23 protein-coding genes and 1 pseudogene are annotated in these 19,350 nt (G+C 67.1%); 1 reads left to right on the top strand and 23 read right to left on the bottom strand.

Translation table 11 applies throughout. The annotated features are described in order from the left end of the window. Positions 1 to 2: 2 nt before the first annotated feature. The 20 genes from JNL31_RS13905 to JNL31_RS13810 form a co-directional block, all read right to left on the bottom strand. Positions 3 to 653 carry a phage tail tape measure protein gene (locus tag JNL31_RS13905; protein WP_294974290.1) on the bottom strand — a complete coding sequence of 217 codons (651 nt, stop codon included), beginning with the start codon at positions 651 to 653 and terminating at the stop codon, positions 3 to 5. After that, positions 610 to 849: a rcc01693 family protein gene (locus JNL31_RS13900; protein ID WP_294974288.1), complete on the bottom strand. Its 240-nt coding sequence runs from the start codon at positions 847 to 849 to the stop codon at positions 610 to 612. Before JNL31_RS13900 ends, JNL31_RS13905 begins: the two co-directional genes overlap by 44 nt. Then, complete coding sequence (locus JNL31_RS13895) at positions 846 to 1,166, bottom strand: gene transfer agent family protein (RefSeq protein ID WP_294974285.1); 321 nt, start codon at positions 1,164 to 1,166, stop codon at positions 846 to 848. The genes JNL31_RS13900 and JNL31_RS13895 overlap by 4 nt, the downstream gene beginning before the upstream one ends. Before the next feature lies 1 nt (position 1,167). Continuing rightward, on the bottom strand, positions 1,168 to 1,581 hold the full coding sequence (locus JNL31_RS13890; protein ID WP_197645748.1) for a phage major tail protein, TP901-1 family: 414 nt from the start codon (positions 1,579 to 1,581) through the stop codon (positions 1,168 to 1,170). An 85-nt stretch (positions 1,582 to 1,666) separates the two neighbouring features. Next, entirely contained in the window at positions 1,667 to 2,062 is a 396-nt protein-coding gene (locus JNL31_RS13885; RefSeq protein WP_294974282.1) for a DUF3168 domain-containing protein, read from the bottom strand. After that, positions 2,059 to 2,397: a head-tail adaptor protein gene (locus JNL31_RS13880; protein WP_294974280.1), complete on the bottom strand. Its 339-nt coding sequence runs from the start codon at positions 2,395 to 2,397 to the stop codon at positions 2,059 to 2,061. Before JNL31_RS13880 ends, JNL31_RS13885 begins: the two co-directional genes overlap by 4 nt. After that, a complete protein-coding gene (locus JNL31_RS13875) occupies positions 2,394 to 2,990 on the bottom strand; it encodes a head-tail connector protein (RefSeq protein ID WP_294974277.1) in 597 nt (198 codons plus the stop codon). The genes JNL31_RS13880 and JNL31_RS13875 overlap by 4 nt, the downstream gene beginning before the upstream one ends. A gap of 84 nt (positions 2,991 to 3,074) precedes the next feature. Continuing rightward, positions 3,075 to 4,271, bottom strand: a complete 1,197-nt coding sequence (locus tag JNL31_RS13870) for a phage major capsid protein (protein WP_294974275.1) — start codon at positions 4,269 to 4,271, stop codon at positions 3,075 to 3,077. An 88-nt stretch (positions 4,272 to 4,359) separates the two neighbouring features. Continuing rightward, the gene (locus JNL31_RS13865; protein ID WP_294974314.1) at positions 4,360 to 4,914 is read right to left on the bottom strand and encodes an HK97 family phage prohead protease; all 555 of its coding nucleotides are present in this window, start codon (positions 4,912 to 4,914) and stop codon (positions 4,360 to 4,362) included. A 2-nt stretch (positions 4,915 to 4,916) separates the two neighbouring features. After that, on the bottom strand, positions 4,917 to 5,162 hold the full coding sequence (locus tag JNL31_RS13860; protein ID WP_294974274.1) for a hypothetical protein: 246 nt from the start codon (positions 5,160 to 5,162) through the stop codon (positions 4,917 to 4,919). Then, on the bottom strand, positions 5,159 to 6,334 hold the full coding sequence (locus JNL31_RS13855) for a phage portal protein (RefSeq protein WP_294974272.1): 1,176 nt from the start codon (positions 6,332 to 6,334) through the stop codon (positions 5,159 to 5,161). The genes JNL31_RS13860 and JNL31_RS13855 overlap by 4 nt, the downstream gene beginning before the upstream one ends. An 88-nt stretch (positions 6,335 to 6,422) precedes the next feature. Next, positions 6,423 to 7,718, bottom strand: coding sequence for a terminase family protein (locus JNL31_RS13850; RefSeq protein WP_294974312.1), 1,296 nt, complete (start codon positions 7,716 to 7,718; stop codon positions 6,423 to 6,425). After that, a complete protein-coding gene (locus tag JNL31_RS13845) occupies positions 7,711 to 8,040 on the bottom strand; it encodes a hypothetical protein (protein ID WP_294974270.1) in 330 nt (109 codons plus the stop codon). Before JNL31_RS13845 ends, JNL31_RS13850 begins: the two co-directional genes overlap by 8 nt. A gap of 189 nt (positions 8,041 to 8,229) precedes the next feature. Beyond that, entirely contained in the window at positions 8,230 to 9,408 is a 1,179-nt protein-coding gene (gene mltG, locus JNL31_RS13840; RefSeq protein ID WP_294974267.1) for an endolytic transglycosylase MltG, read from the bottom strand. Between the two features lie 3 nt (positions 9,409 to 9,411). Beyond that, complete coding sequence (gene fabF / locus JNL31_RS13835) at positions 9,412 to 10,671, bottom strand: beta-ketoacyl-ACP synthase II (RefSeq protein WP_294974265.1); 1,260 nt, start codon at positions 10,669 to 10,671, stop codon at positions 9,412 to 9,414. A gap of 170 nt (positions 10,672 to 10,841) precedes the next feature. Beyond that, positions 10,842 to 11,789: an arginase family protein gene (locus tag JNL31_RS13830; protein WP_294974263.1), complete on the bottom strand. Its 948-nt coding sequence runs from the start codon at positions 11,787 to 11,789 to the stop codon at positions 10,842 to 10,844. A gap of 187 nt (positions 11,790 to 11,976) precedes the next feature. Further along, a complete protein-coding gene (locus JNL31_RS13825) occupies positions 11,977 to 12,210 on the bottom strand; it encodes an acyl carrier protein (RefSeq protein WP_128515501.1) in 234 nt (77 codons plus the stop codon). Between the two features lie 150 nt (positions 12,211 to 12,360). Continuing rightward, a complete protein-coding gene (gene fabG, locus JNL31_RS13820) occupies positions 12,361 to 13,098 on the bottom strand; it encodes a 3-oxoacyl-[acyl-carrier-protein] reductase (protein ID WP_294974259.1) in 738 nt (245 codons plus the stop codon). 11 nt (positions 13,099 to 13,109) lie between these two features. After that, entirely contained in the window at positions 13,110 to 14,039 is a 930-nt protein-coding gene (gene fabD, locus JNL31_RS13815) for an ACP S-malonyltransferase (protein ID WP_294974256.1), read from the bottom strand. Between the two features lie 54 nt (positions 14,040 to 14,093). After that, the gene (locus tag JNL31_RS13810) at positions 14,094 to 14,798 is read right to left on the bottom strand and encodes an SDR family oxidoreductase (RefSeq protein ID WP_294974253.1); all 705 of its coding nucleotides are present in this window, start codon (positions 14,796 to 14,798) and stop codon (positions 14,094 to 14,096) included. Between the two features lie 120 nt (positions 14,799 to 14,918). On the opposite strand from JNL31_RS13810, the gene JNL31_RS13805 reads away from it, so the two are divergent. Continuing rightward, positions 14,919 to 15,785 (top strand): LysR substrate-binding domain-containing protein, encoded by an 867-nt coding sequence (locus JNL31_RS13805; protein WP_294974250.1) that lies wholly within the window; start codon positions 14,919 to 14,921, stop codon positions 15,783 to 15,785. A gap of 208 nt (positions 15,786 to 15,993) precedes the next feature. Here JNL31_RS13805 and JNL31_RS13800 read toward each other — a convergent pair whose 3' ends face one another. From JNL31_RS13800 to JNL31_RS13790, 3 genes and pseudogenes are all read right to left on the bottom strand, one after another. Further along, positions 15,994 to 16,926, bottom strand: coding sequence for a DUF2493 domain-containing protein (locus JNL31_RS13800; protein ID WP_294974248.1), 933 nt, complete (start codon positions 16,924 to 16,926; stop codon positions 15,994 to 15,996). A 368-nt stretch (positions 16,927 to 17,294) separates the two neighbouring features. Continuing rightward, on the bottom strand, positions 17,295 to 18,326 hold the full coding sequence (locus JNL31_RS13795; protein ID WP_294974245.1) for a toprim domain-containing protein: 1,032 nt from the start codon (positions 18,324 to 18,326) through the stop codon (positions 17,295 to 17,297). A 3-nt stretch (positions 18,327 to 18,329) separates the two neighbouring features. Then, positions 18,330 to 19,133, bottom strand: a pseudogene (locus tag JNL31_RS13790) (methylase); the annotation flags it as partial. Positions 19,134 to 19,350: the final 217 nt, after the last annotated feature.

The raw sequence follows: 19,350 nt of genomic DNA, 5'->3' as shown, positions 1-19,350 counted from the left end.
CCTCACCGATTGCGCTGACCGCGCGAAAGCGCGCGGCTGACCTGGGCGGCGACCTGGCTCTGGCTGCGCTGGAAGCCCTGGACGTCCGGCGTGGTGATATTCATCACCACGTTGACCGCCCTGCCCACGCCCGCCTGCACGCCGAGCCGCCCATCCGGCCCGCGTGCCAGAGGCATGATGGCCTCGGGCCCGGCCTCGCCCATCAGGCCGCGCCCGCCCCGCATCGGGAAGGTGGTGGGCGACCCCACGATCCCGCCTTTGGCAAACGGCATCACCTTGCCCTGACTGAAGGCCCCGCCATTGGCAAAGGGCATCCCCGCCCCCATCACGCCCGCCACTCCCTGCGCCAGAAGGCCGCCCAGCGCGCCTGTCACGGGCTTGATCGCGATGGAATAGACCGTGTCGACAATGGTATTCGCGACCGACTTCAGCGCGTCGTTCAGCTTCATCCCGTCGAAAACCAACCCGTCGAAGGCCTTCCGCAAACCCCCGCTGATCCCGCTCGACAGCGTGTTTACCTCGCGGCCGGTGAAGATCATCGTCTCCCGCATCCGTGCCAGTTCCCCGTCGAACGCCGCCACCATCGACACCGAAGAGCCCATCTGCGCCTCAAGCGCCTGAAGCTGCTCCTGCATCGTCCCGATATCCGCCATCGCCCTGATCCTTCCTCACATCCGGAAACGCCGCCGCCAGTTCCGCCAACCGCGCGCGTGTCAGGGGCGGGACCATACCCTCCCGCCCCAGCATGATCTTCAACTCCACCGGGGTGAGCCGCCAGAACACCGTCGGCTCCAGGCCCAACCCGTGCAGGCCTGCCTGCATCAGGCCCGACCAGTCGATCTGGCTCATGACTCGCCCGGCAGCGCGAACGCCCGCGCCAGCAGTTCCGCCGCCGCCCGCGCCGCCTCGACCGGCCCGCCGCCGATCTCGACCCGCAACAGGTCAGCCGCCGACCCCTGCCAACCGCCTCCCCGCAGCCCCGCCACGATCAGCGCCAGCACGTCGCGCGTCGAAAATCGCCGCTCCTCGAACCGCTGCACAAGATCCAGCAGCGACCCCGTCTCCAGCGCATCCTCCAGCTCGGCCAGCGCGCCCAGCGTCAGCTTCGCCAGATGCGGCTCACCATCCAGCCGGATCGCCACCTCTCCCGCCCAGGGGTTCGCCATATCAAAGCGCCGTAAACGTCAGGGCGCCCGCCGAGGCCATCGCCATCTCGTAACTGGCCTCGTCGTTGTGGCTGCCCGAATACTCGATCGAAGTGATCTGGAACGGCCCCTCGATCACGCCGAAGCTCGGGATCACCACCTGGAAATCCGGAATCTCGCCGTTGAAAAACACCTGCCGCGCCCGCTCGTCGGTATTCTCGTCCCGGAACACGCCCGAGCCCGAGATCGCCGCCGACTTCACCCCGGCGCCCGCCAGCAGCTCCCGCCAGCCGCCCTGGCTCTCCAGGCTGGTGACGTCCACCGATTCCGTGTTGAAGCTGATCCGCGTGGCCCGAAGCCCCGCAATGGTGACGAACTGCCCGTCCCCGGTCTGGTCGATCTTGATCAGCAGATCCTTGCCGCTTTGCACAGCCATGTTCGCTCTCCGTAATGCGATGTTGCGTGGCGTCTCGCGCCTCCCCTCCCCCTGGTGGGGAGGGGCTGGGGTGGGGGGCGCCGGGCTAGAACTGAACCCGCGCCCGGAAGGTCAGGTCGATCCGCCGCGTCTCGCCTTCTTCGATCCGGCGAGCACTCGCCCGGACAAAGAAAAGGCTCACCAGCGCCCCCCGGCTCAGGGTCAATGGCGCCCCGATCAGCGCGTCCGAAATGTCGGCGGCCACGGTCTTGATCGACAAAAAGCCCGTGGCATCGGTGATCACGCTGATCACCAGCTGATGCTCGGCCCCCGCGCCCGACTTGTCGGACTGGTCGCGCGCCTCCTCCGGGCCGATCAGCACGAAGGTTCCGGTCACGTTCGGCGGCACGGCGTCGTAGATCGCCACCCCGGTCAGGGCAGCCCAGCCCGACAATCGCTGGAACACCGCCGTCTGCAAGGCGGGCGCTGCACCATAGCTCATTTCGGCACCTCCTCGCGGGCGAAACAGGTCAGATAGCGGCCAAACTGGTCACGTTCCGTCACCGCCTGGATCAGGAACAGCCGCGCCCCTTCGCGAAGCCGCTGCCCTGCCTTGGGGCGCGAGGGCGAGCCGGTGGGCGCCCCACGCACCGTGATCCGGTAAGGCACCGCCGACAGCATCCGCTCCTCGCCCAGAGTGTCGCTGCCGGTGCCCGGCAGGACCTCGGCCCACAGCGTGCCCAGCGCCGTCCAGGCCTCGGTGAAACCGCCCGCGCCGTCCGCCGTCCGGACGACGCCCTCCAGCACCAGCGCCCGGTTCAGATGCGGCGCGTTCATTTCCGCCCCCCACCCAGGATGCGCACCGTCCGCCAGCGCTCGATCAGCGTCACCACCCCGAAGGGCAGTCCCGCCGCCTGCGCTCCATCGTCATGCCGATGCTCGTAATACTCCCCGGCCAGCAGCAGCACCGCCTGCCGCAGGTCCACCGGAATATCCGTCCACGCCGCCCCAAAGCCCGCGTCGAAGACCACCTTCGCAGCCCCCTCGCCCGGAATCGTCGGCAACGAACCGCCCTTCCCTGCCAGCCGCGGCCGGTGCAGGTCCTTCACCAGCCGATAGGCCGCCGGAACGACAGCAACCTCGCCCCCCACCGCATCGACTAGCGTCACGCTGACCAACGACGACACCGGGGCCACCGGCAGCGCCTGTTCGTCGTCCCGCCAGCAGTCCAGCACCCAAAGAAACCGGCGCTGGAACAGCATCTTGCCGATCCGTCCCTCGATCGCCGCCAGCGACGCGCGAAGGCAGGTCTCGATCAACCCGTCCTGCAACCCGTCATCGGCAAAGCCCGACCCCATTCGCAGATGGTCCTTCATCTCTTCCACCGGCAAGGCCGCCTGCGGCACCGGGGTTTCTTCGGTCAACATCATGATCAGCTCTCCACCCGCGGCCGGGCCGTTAGGAATTGCAGGCACGGGAACCGGCCCGGCCCCCCAAGGGACCGGGCCAAAGGCTCACGACACAGCGATCTTCAAAAGCTTGACCGCCGCATAGTCGGTGATGTCGCCGCCCACGCGCTTGTTGGCGTAGAAGAGGACGTTGGGCTTGGCCGAGAAGGGATCGCGCAGGATGCGCAGGTCCGGGCGTTCCGCGATGGTGTAGGCCGCGCGGAAATCGCCGAAGGCCACGGCATAGGCGTTCGCCGCGATGTCCGGCATGTCCTCCGACACCACCACCGGATAGCCCATCAGCCGCGACGGCTCGCCCGCCGCCAGACCGTCCGACCACAGGAAGCGGCCATCCGCATCCTTCATCTTGCGCACTGCACCCACGGTCTTCGAGTTCATCAGGAACGTGCCGTTCGCCCGGTAATCCGCGCCCAGCGCATAGACCAGGTTGATGATGCAGTCCGCCGCGTTGGTGGTGGCGAAATCCGCCGCAGCACCCGTGGGCACATAGCCGATGTTGCCCCAGGTCCAGGAGGCATTCGCCACCTTGGTCGGCAGAAGGATGCCCTTCGGCTTGTCCACCCCGTCGCCGTTGATGAAGGCCGCAGCCTCGGCCCGGATGAAGCGCGTCGCGATCTTCTCGGCCAGCCAGCCCTCCACGTCGAAGGCGCTGTCGTCCAGCAGGCGCTGGCTGGCTTTCGGCATCGCCGCCAGTTCGTGCAGCTTGATCGAGATGCGCTCGATCACCGGCGTCGCGGTCTCGGTCGTGGCCGCCGCCTCGGTCGCCCAGCCCGACCCCACTTCCGACCGGTCGACGATCACGTCGAACGAGGTCGCCTCGACCTGCACGACATTCGCCACCGACCGCAAGGACGAGGTCGACAGCAAAAGCGACTGGATGCGGTCCGAGGTCTGCGGATCGACCAGATAGCCTCCGTCGGCGGCAACAGCCGAGGACATCGCCTTGCCTTCCAGGGTCAGGCCGCGCAGGCCGTCATCATCGCCCGACCGCAGATAGGCGTTGAACGCCTTCTGATGCGGGACTTCCACCTCCGCGCGGGCCGAAAGTGCGGGGCGGCCATAGGCCATCGTCTTTGCGTTCAGCATGGTCAGTCGCTCTTCCTGATGTTTCAGCGTGGATTTCACGTCGTCCTGAAAGGTGCTGAATTCTTTCAGGAACCCGGTCATGGCGGCCTTCGCCTCCGCAGCCGGCGATTGGACCGGGGACATGTCTTCCCCGGTCCGAGACTTGGTCTCGGTCATCGTTCTTCCCTTCCGTTTGGTGTGCAGGCAGACGCGGGCCAATCCGCGCCTCCCCTCCCCCTGGTGGGGAGGGGATGGGGGTGGGGGGCTACCGTTCGGAAAGCGCCCGCCGCGCGTCCTCGAAGACCGCCGCAATGTGACGCCAGCCATCGTCCAGCGCTTCCGCCTTGGCCGCGACCCGCGCCTCGGGAAGCATCGGGAACGTCACCAGCGACACTTCCCAAAGCTCCAGCTCCGACAACAGGCGCTGGCCTTTGCCGTCGCGTTCCGCCTTGACCGTGCGATAGCCAATGGACAACCCGTCGATCGCTCCCGCCTGGACCAGCGCCGCCACTTCGCGCCCCCGCTCCACTTGCGGAAGGATGCGCCCCTTGACCCACAGACCCGTGCCATCCTCGCGCACCTCGTCCCAGACGCCGATGGGCTGGCCCGGATCATGCTGCCACAGCATCTTGACCCGGCCCTGCCGCGCCGCCAGCCGCTTCAGGCTGGCCGCATAGGCCCCCTTCTGCACGATGTCCCCGCCCTGGTCGGTCTTGCCGAAGAGCGACGCATAGCCCTCCACCACATGCCCCTCGCTCACCACCAACCCCGCCTCGGGCCGGTGGAACTTGCGCTCGGGCGCTCCGTAAGCCTGCATCATCTTCACCTCATCGCCGCCTGGATGACCGTCTCGGCCATCTGTGCCAACAGGAACGCCGCCACACCGTAGACGCCGACCCAGATCCGTTTCTCCAGCCGCTCCAGCGTGGCCTCGATCAGCCCCAGCCGGTACTCCAGCCCCGCCCAGCGCTCCTCGGCGACCCGCTCGTTCGCCTCGATCCGCGCCGCAGCCGCGTCGAAACTGTCATAGAGGAACCGCGACCCGCCCTCGGACCGCCGCGCCGTCATTCCTCCTCCGCCAGCTTCGGCAGGCCCAGCAGCATCCGCTTCTCCGCCACCGTCAGGAACTCCGCCGCCGCAACCCGCGCCCATTGCTGGTCGCGCTCGCTGGCCAGCGCCGGCACTTGGTCAAGGTCCGGCTTCAGCTCCACCGCCTCACCCGCGAAACCCGACAGCCAATGCGCCAGGTCCGCCATCACCTTCGTCGCCAAGGGCAGCACCGTCAGCCGGTAGAACGCCCGGTTTGCCTCCTGATAGTTCGCATAGGTCGCATCCCCCGGGATCCCCAGCAGCATCGGCGGCACGCCAAAGGCAATCGCGATCTCCCGCGCCGCCGCTTCCTTGGTCTTCTGGAACTCCATGTCCGAAGGCGAGAACCCCATCGGTTTCCAGTCGAGGCCCCCCTCCAGCAACATCGGCCGCCCGGCATTCCGCGCGCCCTGATGATGCGCCTCCATCTCGCTCACCAGCCGGTCATACTGGTCCGACGACAGCGAGGCCGCCCCATCCGCCCCCTTGTAGACGATCGCCCCCGAAGGCCGCGCCGCGTTGTCCAGAAGCGCCTTCGACCAGCTCGACGCGCTGTTGTGCACATCCACCGCCACCGCCGCCGCCTGCATCGGCGAAAAGCCGTAATGGTCGTCCTGCGGGTGGAAGGTCTTCAGATGGCAGATCGGGCTCATCTCGCCCGTCACGTCATAGCGATGCGTCCGCCCCCCGACCGTGTAGTCATAGGCCACCGGCCAGCCATCCGCCCCCGGCACCAAGTTCATCCGGTCCGACCGCAGCACATGCAGCTCGCCCGGAACCGCGCCTGCCCCCGGCACCGCCTCGACATAAGCGTTCCCGGCGAGAAGCAGGTAGCCATAAACCGCCTCCAGGAACTCCGCCCGCCCCTGCGCGCCATTGGGTCGGCCGATCAGGTCCAGCACCGGATGCGCCTCGAACCGCTGTGCAGCCGTTTGGCAGACCAAGGGCAGCGCCGCCGCCGCCTCGGCGATCAGCCGCACCACGCGGAACCCCACCGGGTTGCCCTGGAACCCCGTCCGCGTCAGACTGGCCGTATCCCGCGGGCTCCAGGCCACGCGGCCCGCATTGCCCCAGGCGATCACCCGACCCACGGCCGAAGCCTTGCGTTCCGGCACCACCTCCGGCGCCTTCCGCAGAAAATCGAACACCATCTCGCGCTCCTTCATGCCCCGGGCCGTGCCCGACTGTCCGGGCTGCCTGATGCGCCCGGCCATATGACCTGCCAAATCCCTAAATCGTCTAAAGCGACCGAACGCTGGGTCGCAGCCCATGCAACGGGGTCAGCATCAGATCGGTCAACGCCCAGACCAGCGCATCCAGCCGGTCGGGCGATCCCGCCCCCTGCCAGCCAACCGACGTCATCTTGCCCAGCTGCTCCTCCAGCGCGCCAAGTCCCCGGACATGGCACACCCTGCCCTGCTCGTACAAAGCCGCCACCGGCTCCGCCCGCAGCATCTTGGACCGGGTCGCATGCACCGCGCGGAACGGCACCAGCGGGTCGATCATCCTGACCAACCGCTCCACCAGATCGCCGCCCTGGTTCACCTCGGCCACCAGCCGATCCGCCCCATGCCGCTCCATCGCCGCCAGCGCCGCGCGCGCCCAACCCTCGGGCGTCGCCCCCTTGACGCTGGCATCCTCCAGCACCACCGCGCGCCAGTCCTTCGGCTCCCCCCGCGTATCGGCGCCCACCACGACAATCCCGCACTCATCGCTCGTCTTCATCGACGTGACCGGCGGGTCCACCGCCACCACCACGCGGTTGAAGACCGGCGACTCATCCACCCGCGCCGCCTCCAGCATCGCGGATGTCCACAAGGCCCCCTCCGCCTCCTCGACCAGCACGCCGTCCAGCTCCTGCCGTCCGAACCGCGTGCCGCCATAGCGCGCCTGCACTTCCGCCAGGAAGCTCTCCGCCAGATAGGCCCGGTTCGCCTCGGTCGGCGCATGCGTCACCACCGACGACGGGTTCTTCAGGATCGCCTTCAGCACGCCCACATTGCGCGGCGTCGTCGTCACCACCGCCTGCGGGTTCTTCCCCAGACGCAGCGCAAACTGCAACTGATCCCAGGCCTCGCTACCCTTCTTCCACTTGCCCAGCTCATCCGCCCAGGCCGCATCGAACTGCGGTCCCCGCATCGCCTCCGGCTCATGCGCCGAAAACACCTGCGCCACCGCCCCGTTCGGCCAGACAAGCTGGTTCTTCGACGCCAACCACTCCGGCTTCCGATCCGGCGGCGAGCAGGCCACGATCCCGCTCTCTCCCAGAACCATCACGTCGCGCACCTGGTCGATGGTCTCGCCCACCAGCGCCACGCGGCGGCACCGGCCCGGATCGGCAGGCCCCGCCCCCTCGACCTGCGCCCGCACCCATTCCGACCCCGCCCGCGTCTTGCCCGCCCCGCGCCCGCCCATGATGACCCAGGTCTTCCAGGCCCCCCGCGGTGGCAACTGATGCGGCAGCGCCCAGAACTCGAACATCCAGGGCAGCGCCAAGAGCGCATTCTGGCTCAAGCCCGACAGGAACTCATCCACTTCCTCCGGCGCTGCGGAGGCAAGCCAGGCGGCGCCCGATCTCAGCTCGGGCTTCGTCAAGGTCGAGCGCCCCTCCGGCTCCGACGTGGCCGACGATCTGCTTACGGAGTTGGTCAACTTTTCCCCTTTCCTGCAGCACCACCAACGCCGTCGCGCGAAGATCGCGGATCGCCGTCTGTGCTGCCTTCACTTCATTGAATTCCCCGGCACTCAGCGCGTCGATGGTGCGTTCCAGCTCCATCATGGTGATGCCGTAAATCTTCTCCGTGGCCCGCAGAATCTCGTCTGCCGAGGGGCCATCGCCCATAAACCTCACAGTCATCCAGACCCGTACCCCTCATGCTGCCCCCGCACGAGGAAATGAAAAAGCGGCCAGCGGGGTTGCCCCCGGGCCGCTTCGACACTTCTTCTAGCATGCCACGATGTCTACATCAGACCGCGCGGCAAGTCAAGGTAAAACACAAGCCATATCAATGGTTTGCCGCGCGCAGGCTTCACGGTTTGTTAACCGTCATTCCCCCTGCACCCCGGTTTCCCCCTCGGTCCCCTGCGCCGCCTCGATCGCCCGCCACTTGGCGACGTTCTCGTTATGCGCCTCCAGCGTCTCGGCAAAGGCGTGCCCGCCCGTGCCATCCGCCACGAAGAACAGGTAGTCCGTCTGCGCGGGGTTCACCGCCGCCTTGATCGCCTCGGCCCCCGGGTTTGCAATCGGGGTCGGCGGCAGCCCGTCGATGACATAGGTGTTGTAGGGTGTCTCGCGGCGCAATTCGCTCTGCCGCAACCCGCGTCCCAGCACGCCCTCGCCCTTGGTGATGCCGTAGATCACCGTCGGGTCGGTCTGGAGCCGCATCCCCTGTTGCAGGCGGTTGATGAAGACACTGGCCACCTTGCCGCGCTCATCCGCCACTCCGGTCTCCTTCTCGACGATCGAGGCCATGATCAACGCCTCTTCCGGCGTGTCATAGGGCAGCCCCTCCGCCCGCCCCGCCCAGGCCTCCGCCAGGATCGCCGCCTGCCGCTCGGTCATCTCGGCAATCAGCGCGCCGCGCTCGGTGCCGCGCTCAACCTCGTAGCTGCCCGGCGCGAGGGAACCCTCGGGCGGCACCGTCTCCAGTGCGCCTTGCAGGAAATCCGCCTTCTTCAGCGCATCCACGATCTGCCAGCTGGTCACGCCCTCGGCCACCGTGATCCGGAACACCAGCGCCGGGTCGTCCGAAACCTCCAGGTATTCCGGCGGCAGCGGATCGGCCCCGGCATCGAAGCGCGCCACCTCGGTCAGGCTGTTCGAGGCAAGGTCCAGCTCGCTCAGGACCACGTCCGACTTCGTCACCCCGATCCGGTAGTTCAGGTCGCGCCCGCAGGTCGACTTGCCCGTTGCCGTGATCGCCTCCAGCACCTCGGACATGCTGGCCTTGGCGGGAACCATGTAGCTCCCGAACTTCAGGTCATCGGTCCGGTCGGCATATTCCGCCCCGATCCGGAAGATACGGGCGTCGGTGATCGCCCCCCGCTCCTCCAGGTTCCGGCTGACAGACGACAGGCTGGCTCCGCGTTCAACCTGAAGGCATATCGGTTCGACCAGCGGCCCCGCCGCAAAGAACTCGTTCCGCCCCCAGGCGACCAGCGCCGCCATCGCGATCAGCAGCACGATGAACAGCGTCAGCGCGTTCGAGGCGATCGAGCGCCACATGCCCTAGCGCACCTTGCCCAGCACAAGGCTGGCATTCGTCCCGCCGAAGCCGAAGCTGTTCGACAAGGCCACATCGATCTTCCGCTTCACCGCCTTGTTCGGCGCCAGGTCCAGCTTCGGCGCGACCGCCGGGTTGTCCAGGTTGATCGTCGGCGGCGCGACCTGATCCCGCAGCGCCAGCACGCAGAAGATCGCCTCCACTGCCCCGGCAGCCCCCAGCAGGTGCCCGATCGACGATTTGGTCGAGGACATCGTGGCGTTCGGGGCGTGATCGCCCAGAAGCCGCTCCACCGCTCCCAACTCGATGGTGTCGGCCATGGTCGAGGTCCCGTGCGCGTTGATGTAGTCGATATCCTTTGGCTCCAGCCCCGCCCGCTTCAGCGCCGCCGCCATGCTGCGATACCCGCCATCCCCGTCCTCCGACGGAGCGGTGATGTGATAGGCATCGCCCGACAGCCCATATCCCAGCACCTCGCAATAAATCTTCGCGCCGCGCGCCTTGGCGTGCTCGTATTCCTCTAGAACGACCACCCCCGCGCCCTCGCCCATCACGAACCCGTCGCGGTCGGCGTCATAGGGGCGGCTGGCCTTCTGCGGCTCCTCCGCGCGCTTCGTCGACAGCGCCTTGCAGGCGTTGAACCCGGCGATCCCGATCTCGCTGATCGGGCTTTCGGTCCCGCCCGCGACCATCACGTCGGCATCGCCCCACATGATCAGCCGCGCCGCGTCGCCGATGGCATGGGCGCCCGTGGAACAGGCCGTCACGACCGCATGGTTCGGCCCCTTGAAGCCGAAGCGGATCGAGACCTGCCCCGAGACGAGGTTGATCAGCGCGCCGGGGATGAAGAAGGGCGACACCCGCTTCGGCCCCTTCTCCTTGATCAGCACCGCCGTCTCGGCGATGGAATTCAGCCCGCCGATCCCGGACCCGATCATCACCCCGGTCCGCAGCTTCTCTTCCTCCGGGGGGTTCTCCCACCCGGCATCCCGCACCGCCTGCACCGCCGCCGCCATCCCGTAGATGATGAAGTCATCCACCTTGCGCTGCTCTTTCGGCTCCATCCAGTCGTCGGGGTTGAAGGTGCCGTCCGAGCCATCCCCCATCGGAATCTCGCAGGCGTACTGGGTCACGACATTCGACGTGTCGAACTTGGTGATCGTCCCCGCCCCCGACTGACCCTCCAGCAGGCGGTTCCAGGTCTCCTCCACCCCGCAGGCGAGCGGAGTGACCATCCCGAGACCAGTGACCACGACACGACGCATGCTGTCCCTCCAAGGATCAAGGCTTTGTCCCGGGTGATACACGGCCCCCTTTCCCCGCGCAACCTTGGGGGTGGGTCATCGGCGGTCGGCAGGTGTGTCCACGGTGGACAGATTTTCCGACGCAGCAATATCAGCCGCTTGGCCGCGGACGTTCAGGACTTGTTAACGTCTCACCCCTGCCGCGCCACGATCCCCATCACCGCGGCCAGCAACTGCGCCGCCACCGCCGCGCCCTGCCCGTCGATGTCGCGCTCGGGCATGAACTCCACCATGTCGAAGCCCACGATCCGCGCCTTCTCGGCCACCCCGGCAATCAGCTCCAGCACCTGCCAGTAGCCAAGCCCCCCCGCCGTCCGCCCGATCACGGCGGGCATGATCGCAGGGTCCAGCGCGTCAAGGTCGAGGCAGACGATCACCTCCGCCCCCTCGGCGATCAGGTCCAGCGCCCGGTCGATGCCGTAGCGCGACACTTCCCCGGCGGGCACGAAGCCCACGCCCCAGCTTTCGGCATCCGCCACGTCCTGCATCCGGGCCGAGCCGATGCCGCGCTGGCCGACCTGGATGATCGCGTCGACATGCTCCATCTCCGACGCCCGCCGCATGGTGGACGAAAGCCCCAGCCGCTCGCCCTGCACCTCGTCGCGCCAGTCGATATGCGCGTCGATCTGAAGGATGGTGAAGCCCCGCCCCCGCGCGCCATAGGCCTCCAGCATCGGGATCGGCAGGCTGTCATCGCCCCCGATCAGCATCGGCACCCCGCCCCGGTCGAGGATCTGGCTAACCGCCCCGAAAATCCGCGCCCGGTTGCCCGCCGGGTCGGCCTCGGCCTGCTCCAGATCGCCTGCGTCCACCGCCGAGACGCCACCCGGAAAGACCGGCCCGCCCAGATCGAAGTTCATATGCGCCAGGTTCGCCGCATAGGCCGCCCCTGCCGCCCTTATCGCAGCCGGACCGCCCGCACAGTAGAATCCGACCGAAGCATATGGCGTGCAGCCATCCGCCCCGATCAGCGCCATCTGCGCCGACAGCCGCGACAGGTCCCGGCAGCGCGGCAGCCCCATGAACGTGTCCACGGACGCAGCGCCGAACATCGTGCCAAGGGCTTTGTTGCCGGTCATCTCATGACTCCTTCTTCGGGTTCAGAGTGGCGGGCATGGCAGGGGCTGGCAAGGTGGCACGGCCGCAGCGGCGACGGATCGCCGGTAGCGTCAGCCCCCTGTCATCCCCGCGTCGGGTGACGATTGCCTCCGAAACGCAAAAGGCACCCCGAAGGGTGCCCTGCTGTCCGAACATGGACGACTGCGCTTACGCGGCTTCCGAGATGAACTTCACCGCGTCGCCGAAGGTCTGGATGGTCTCGGCGGCGTCATCCGGGATCTCGATACCGAACTCTTCCTCGAAAGCCATGACCAGCTCGACCGTGTCGAGCGAATCCGCGCCCAGGTCGTCGATGAACGAGGCCGATTCCGTCACCTTGTCGGCTTCGACGCCCAGATGCTCGACGACGATCTTCTTCACGCGATCAGCGATGTCGCTCATGTCCGTTCCTCTATCTGCGGCAGCGGTTTTCCCTGCCATTTTCACTCAACCCGTTTGCGGGTCAACAATCCTGCGCGCCTATAGCAAGGGTCGGGGGCCAAGGCAAACGCTTTAACCTGACTTGTGCCGTTCGGTTCCGTCAATCCGCCGTCAAACCATGTCCATGCCGCCGTTGACGTGCAGCGTGGCACCCGTGACATAGGCGGCCTCCTGCGAGGCAAGGTACAGGACCGCCGCAGCGATTTCCTGCGGCGCGCCCATCCGGCCCGCAGGAACCGCGCCCAGGATCGCTGCCCGCTGCGTCTCGTTCAGCTTGCCCGTCATCGCCGTCTCGATGAAGCCCGGCGCCACGCAGTTCACCGTGATGCCCCGGCTGGCCACTTCGGCGGCGAGCGATTTCGACAGGCCGACCATCCCGGCCTTGGAGGCCGCATAGTTCACCTGTCCCGCGTTCCCGGTGGTGCCCACGACTGACGAGATGTTGACGATCCGCCCCCAGCGCGCCTTCATCATCCCCCGGATCGCGGCGCGGCACAGGCGGAAGGTGGCGGTCAGGTTCACGTCGATCACCGACTGCCAGTCCGCGTCCGACATGCGCATGACCAGCCCGTCCCTGGTGATCCCGGCGTTGTTGACCAGGATGTCGACCGATCCCATCGCCTCGGTCGCCCGCTTGACCAGGCCTTCGACGTCCTCGGGGTCGGACAGGTTGCAGGGCAGGACATGCGCCCGGTCGCCCAGCTCGGCGGCAAGCGCCTCCAGCGGCTCGACACGGGTGCCGGACAGGCCGACCGTGGCCCCTGCGGCGTGCAGCGCGCGCGCGATATCGGCGCCGATGCCACCCGAGGCGCCGGTCACAAGGGCGGACTTGCCGGTCAGATCAAACATGAAAAATCCTTTCAGGCCTTGAGGGCGGCGATGTCGTCGGGGGTGCCGATGGCGCGCGTGGTGGCGCCCTGGGCGATGCGCTTGATCATCCCGGACAGCGCCTTGCCCGCGCCGATCTCCCAGAATTCGGTGACCCCGGCGGTTTCCATCCACAGGACGGATTCCCGCCAGCGGACCGACCCGGTGACCTGGGCCACCAGCAGGTCCATGATCCGGTCGGGTTCCGTGACCGCCTCGGCCCGGACGTTGACCACGACCGGCAGGGCGGGCTTGGCGATGGGGACAGCGGCCAGCGCCTCGGCCATCACATGCGCGGCGGGCTGCATCAGCGCGCAATGGAACGGGGCGCTGACGGGCAAAAGAAGCGCGCGCTTGGCCCCCCTGGCCTTGGCGATCTCGACCGCGCGTTCGACGGCGGCCTTGTGGCCCGAAACGACGACCTGCGCCGGATCGTTGTCGTTCGCCGCCTGGCAAACCTCGCCCTGCGCGGCTTCGGTGGCGACCGCGATGGCGGTTTCGAAGTCAAGACCGAGAAGTGCCGCCATCGCGCCTTCGCCCACCGGCACCGCCTCCTGCATCGCCTGGCCGCGAATGCGCAGCAGGCGGGCGGTATCCGAAAGGGTCAGCGATCCGGCGGCGCAGAGGGCCGAGTACTCTCCCAGGCTGTGACCGGCCACGAAGCTGGCCTGATCCAGCCCGAAGCCTTCCGCCTCCAGCGCCCTGAGCGCGGCGATGGAGGTCGCCATCAGCGCGGGCTGGGCGTTCTTGGTCAGGGTCAGCTCGGCGATGTCGCCCTCCCAGATCAGGGCCGACAGCTTTTCCCCCAGCGCGGCGTCCACCTCGTCGAACACCGCCTTCGCGGCCGGATAGGCCTCGGCCAAGGCCTTGCCCATGCCGATGGTCTGGGCGCCCTGCCCCGGAAAGACGTATGCGCGGCTCATGTTCCCCCCTTGGTTTCCTTGGGGATAGCGCGGCAGGGCGGCTTCTGCAATCGGTCAGACGCTGCGGGTGGTCCCGCCATCTACCCGCAGGTTCTGCCCGGTGATGTAACCCGCTCCCTCGGACGCAAGGAAGGCCACCGTGGCGGCGATCTCTTCGCTGCGGCCATAGCGACCCATAGGCACGCCCTGGCGGCGCTCCTCGGTGGCGGGCAGGCTGTCGATCCAGCCGGGCAGGATGTTGTTGATGCGGATGTTGTCCGGCGCATAGGTGTCGGCATAGATCTTGGTGAAGGCCGCCAGCCCCGCCCGCGCCACAGCCGAGGTCGGGAACATCGCCGAGGGCTCGAAGGCCCAGGCAGTCGAGATGTTGATGATCGCACCGCCCTTCTGCGCCTGCATGATCGGTGTGACCAGCCGGATCGGCCGGATCGCCGACAGGAAGTATACATCCATGCCCCCCAGCCAGTCGGCATCGGTCAGCTCCAGGATCTGCTTCCTCGGCCCGTGCCCCGCGCTGTTGACCAGCACGTCGATCCGGCCCCATTTCGCGATCACCGCCTCGACCACCCGTGCCACGTCGTCGGGACTCTGGTTCGACCCGGTCACGCCGATCCCACCCAGCTCTGCCGCCAGCGCCTCGCCCTTGCCGGACGACGACAGGATGCCCACCCGGTAGCCCTCCGCCGCGAGCCGCCGCGCCGCCGCCGCCCCCATCCCCGAGCCGCCCGCCGTCACCAGCGCCACTTTCTCCATCGCCATCTCGCTTCTCCATGCACATTCCGGCCCGGACGAGGACCGCAGGTTCCGCATAAGGCTACTGGACCCGGACCCAGGCTGCGAGCCATATTCTCTGTGCCGATTCAGGAGAAAATCTATCGCATGGCGATACGCCTTCCTCCGCTGAACAGTCTGCGCGCCTTCGAGGCCTCGGCGCGTCACCTGAATTTTCGCCTTGCCGCCGAAGAGCTTGGCGTGACCCAGGGCGCTGTCGCGCAACAGGTCCGCAAGCTGGAAGCGCATCTCGGCCTGCACCTCTTTTCGCGCCAGTCCCGAGCCCTGGCATTGACTGAACCGGGACGTGCCTATGCCGCAAACCTCCGCAAGGCTTTCGACCTGATCGGCGCGTCCACCGCCACCCTTCGCCCCGAGCCCACACATCTGACCATCAGCGTGACGCCGACCTTCGCGACGAAATGGCTGATCCCACGCCTGGCTGCATTTACCGCCACACACCCCCGGATCGACCTGCGCATCCTGGCCAGCGAGCGAGTTGCCGATTTCCAGACCGATGCCGTCGACATCGCGATCCGCAACGGCAGACCGCCGTTCGGTCCGGGGCTGAAGGCGACGCTCCTCTTCGAGCAGGATACCATCGCCGTCGCCAGCCCCGCAGTTGCCGCCCGGCTCCATAAAGCAGCGGATGATCTCACGCTCCTGCACGACAGTCATGACCTCTGGCCGCAGTTCCTCGACCTTGCACTTCCGGGCCCTGCCCCTGCGGCCCGACGGAACCTGCGCTTCAACCAGACCGCCCTTGCGATCGACGCGGCGCTTGCCGGTCAGGGTCTGGCTCTTGCCGACCGTTTCCTTGTTGCGGACCGGATCGCGGAAGGTCGGTTGATCCAGGTTTTTGCCGCCTGTCTTCGGACTGGCGTGGATTTCTATGTCATCCATCCGCGCAAGCCGCGCAGGGGAAGTGCGGTCGATACTGTGCGGGATTGGCTCGTCTCACAGACGCAGGCCTGAGAGCAGATCAGCGCGGTCGCGGCTCTGGACGGGGCGATGTCGGCAATGATTGGCCTGGCGCAGAACGACAAAAGCCCCGCGGGGGCGGGGCATGGTGGTTTTAAGTTGAGTTCGCTTAAGTTGGTTGCGGGGGCAGGATTTGAACCTGCGGCCTTCAGGTTATGAGCCTGAAGACTGTCAGATTGCAATCTGCAAAACTCGGGACGCCTCACGCCCCCTTCTCGAACTTCACGACTGGGATACCGAGCTTTTTGGCCTTGTCGGCGAGGTTCTCCTGGATGCCATTGCCTGGGAAGACGAGGACACCAACGGGGAGCACGTTCAGCATGGCGTCGTTTCGCTTGAAGGGCGCGGCCTTGGCGTGCTTGGTCCAGTCGGGCTTGAAGGCCACCTGCGTCACGCCCCGGGCCTCGGCCCATTTGGCGGCGATGAGTTCGGCGCCCTTGGGGCTGCCACCGTGCAGCAGGACCATGTCGGGATACTTGGTCCGGACCTGATCGAGCTTGCCCCAGATCAGGCGGTGATCATTGAAGTCGGTCCCACCGGTGAGGGCGACCTTGGGGCCTGCGGGGAGCATCACCTCGGTCTCCGCGCGGCGCTTGGCGGCCAGGAAGTCGCGGCTGTCGATCAGCGCTGCGGTCATTTGCTGGCGGTTCACCATCGAGCCGGTGCGGGGGCGCCAGGTTGACCCGGTGTGATGGACAAACTCGGTCGCGGCATGATCGCGCATCATGTCCATGCAGTTCCGACGTTCGATCAGTGTCAGACCTTCGGCCGTCAGGTGCTCGAGTTCGGTGGATTTCACCTCGGAGCCATCCTGCTCGCGCTGGAGGCGGCGCTGCGCCTGTTCGTTCTCATCGAGCGACCGCTCAACCCTCGCCGCGGCGCGGTGGAAGAGGTTGACCTGGCCCCAAAGCACCTCTTCGAGGTCGGGTTCCATCCGGGTGTCTTCCAGGGTCGCGACGAGGGCATCGAAGATGTCGGCGACGGCGACCGCGAGGCGCTGCCCATCTGGCATCGGGCGCGGATCGGGCTCATCAAAGGGGCGGAAGCCGTAAAGCTGCAGCTCGTCGAGCGCATGGGCGGTCTGGGGTGCGGTGTGGGCGGGTTCATACGCGTCGTCATGGGTGTGGATCGTCATCGGTTTCTTGCCTCCGGGCCTGTCTCGTCCGCGCGTCATCCCGCGCGGCCTTCATGGGCTGCGGAAGCCGTCACGGGGGACGCCCCTTCACCCCGCCTTCGGGGCCGGAACGCATGTGGAGGAGGACGAGGGGCGGCTGATTTGTCTCGCGATGCAAAGGCGGGGCTCGTCCCCGCCGGCGGAAATCAGTTGCCCCCCGTCCTTGAAGGGGCGGCCCCTTTGACGGCCGCCTGCCCATCTCTTGAAGGCCGCTCGGGTGACGGGTGGATGAGATTGCCCGGGAAGAGGCAAAGCGACGATCCAGAGCCATGACAGGGATCTGTGACCCCTGCCCCGCTGTCCCCTGACCGCGCCCTGCGCGATGCAGCTCAGCCCACCAGGCGATGCCGATCGACTGGCCCGATCTGCCCTGCCAGATGCTGGCGCAGCGCGTCCTTGCCGTACGCCCGGAGATCATCATTGAAGTCCCCGAGCCGCGGCTCCAGCACATGGCAACCAATCCCGACCTCGGTTGCTCTGGCGCTCAACCTCTCCGCGGCGCGTTGGCCCGCCGGATCGCGATCGATCGCGATGTAGAGACGCTGCAACCCCTGCGGCAGCAGGACCGCTCCGAGGTGACCGGACGAGAGCGCCGCCCAGACGGGAAGGCCAGGCACTGCCTCGATAAGGGACAGCATGGTCTCGATGCCCTCGCCGACCACGAGGATGTCGTCATGCGGGGTCAGCCTGACGGCATTGCCGAGGAGGTGACCCATGGCCCGCCGCTGCGTCTCGACATCCGCTTTCCCTTGACCGTCAGGCGCCAACCAGGTGCGATGCACGCCCTGCAAAGCCCCTGTCCCATCGGTGACCTCCGCGATCAGCGCCGGTCTGGGGACGCTCCGGGTCTGGCCCTCATCCAGATGCCTACACTTCGGGTGGAAGCGCAGGGCGCTCTTTGTGCCGCCTTGGGTCAGGCCTCGGGAGCGGAGATAGGTGTCGGCAAGCGTGCCCGCTATCGGCACCGAGGCTGCAAACAGACGCGCTGCCGTCGCTGGCGTGCCACCGGGGGTATTGGCCTTCTTCGGCACTGGCGCATCCGGGAGGGCCGGCTGCGGACGGCCCAGATGCGCGCGGGCCTCGGCCAGAAGATCGGGAAAGTGGGAGATCCCGGTCCGCTCGCGGATGATGTCGAGAAGATCACCGTGCTCGCCCGTGGCGCCGTCGGTGAACTTGCCGGCAGCCCCCGGCCCTGACTTTGGCCCGGTTAGCCGCACGAAGAGCGACCGGCCGGGGGTGTTCTGCAGATCGCCCACGATCCAGTAGGACCCTTCCCGCCGTCCGGCGGGAAGGTAGGCGCGACAGACGCCTTCGGCGTTTTCGGCGAGAGCGCGGATTACATCTCCGGTCTCGGAATACATGGCTCAACAACCTCCGCGTGCATGTAGTCCCGTCACAGGACAACGTGCAAGCAGACGATCCAGCACGGCAATGCCGGCAGGATCGGTCGGGCAGAACAGCCGCAGCTTCCATCTGATGATCTCCGAGAAGAAGCCATCTGCCTTGAGCCGGTCCTTGGCCGCTTCCGTGAAACTGGACAGTTCTATCCGGTTCACGCCCATGACGCGGGACCGGTGCAACTCCATGCCTTCGGTCAGACGGACAACCGTCTTGCCCTCGAGAATGAGCGCATGGATCTGCGTCGCCGTGAGTTGCGGCGCATCACTCGCAAGCGTGGTCGCGACCCAGGCGGGCGAGACGCGGCGGCCGATGATGCGCTGGCCGTCATCGGTCTGCAGCCGGTAGACGCGGGTTTCGTCTTGGGAGAGCTGCTTCCAGATCGGCAGCAGGAGCCCCGCCACTATGTGAAGGGTGGATTCCGAGAACTCGGGCACTTCAGCCAGTTCGGAATTCCATGCGGCGGTGAAGGCCGCGCGGTCGGCCTCGAGCCAGTTTGTGTCCTCCATGATTTTGACAGGCACAGTGCTGGCCTCCAGCGGGCGGATCAGGCGCAGCCGCGGTTCTATGGTGCCGTCGTCCAGCATCAGGCTGGTGGCGGGCACCCGCACCGCAGCCCGGCCGGAGCGGCTGTTGACCAGAAGGCAGGCCTTCGGGTCGTCGAGCCAGTCCAGAGCATCGGCGAGCGAGGTCGGCGTGTTGCGGCGCTTTTCCGCGATGGTCAGAAGCTGGGTTTCTGCGCCGGACCCGGGATGGGTGTAGATCACGCGCTGTCGCGTAGCCCTTAAATGGGGTCATCCTCAATTTGTGTGTCACGGTCTGACCGAGTTTCACAGATTGAAGGGATCAGGCCGTGGTATCGAAGAAGCATTGGGCTCCAACCGCCAACGTGGAGGTTGGTGAGGTCCGCCAGTCTGAGACGGGTGCATGGGTCGTATCTGGCAGACTGGCTCCGAATGGCACCTGCCCTGAGTGCGGGACGCCCTC

Origin of the sequence: Tabrizicola sp. (assembly GCF_016792905.1) — a bacterium.
Lineage (GTDB): Bacteria > Pseudomonadota > Alphaproteobacteria > Rhodobacterales > Rhodobacteraceae > Tabrizicola.
Note: the sequence above shows the minus strand (reverse complement) of the source record. Positions and strands in the feature narration are given on the sequence as shown.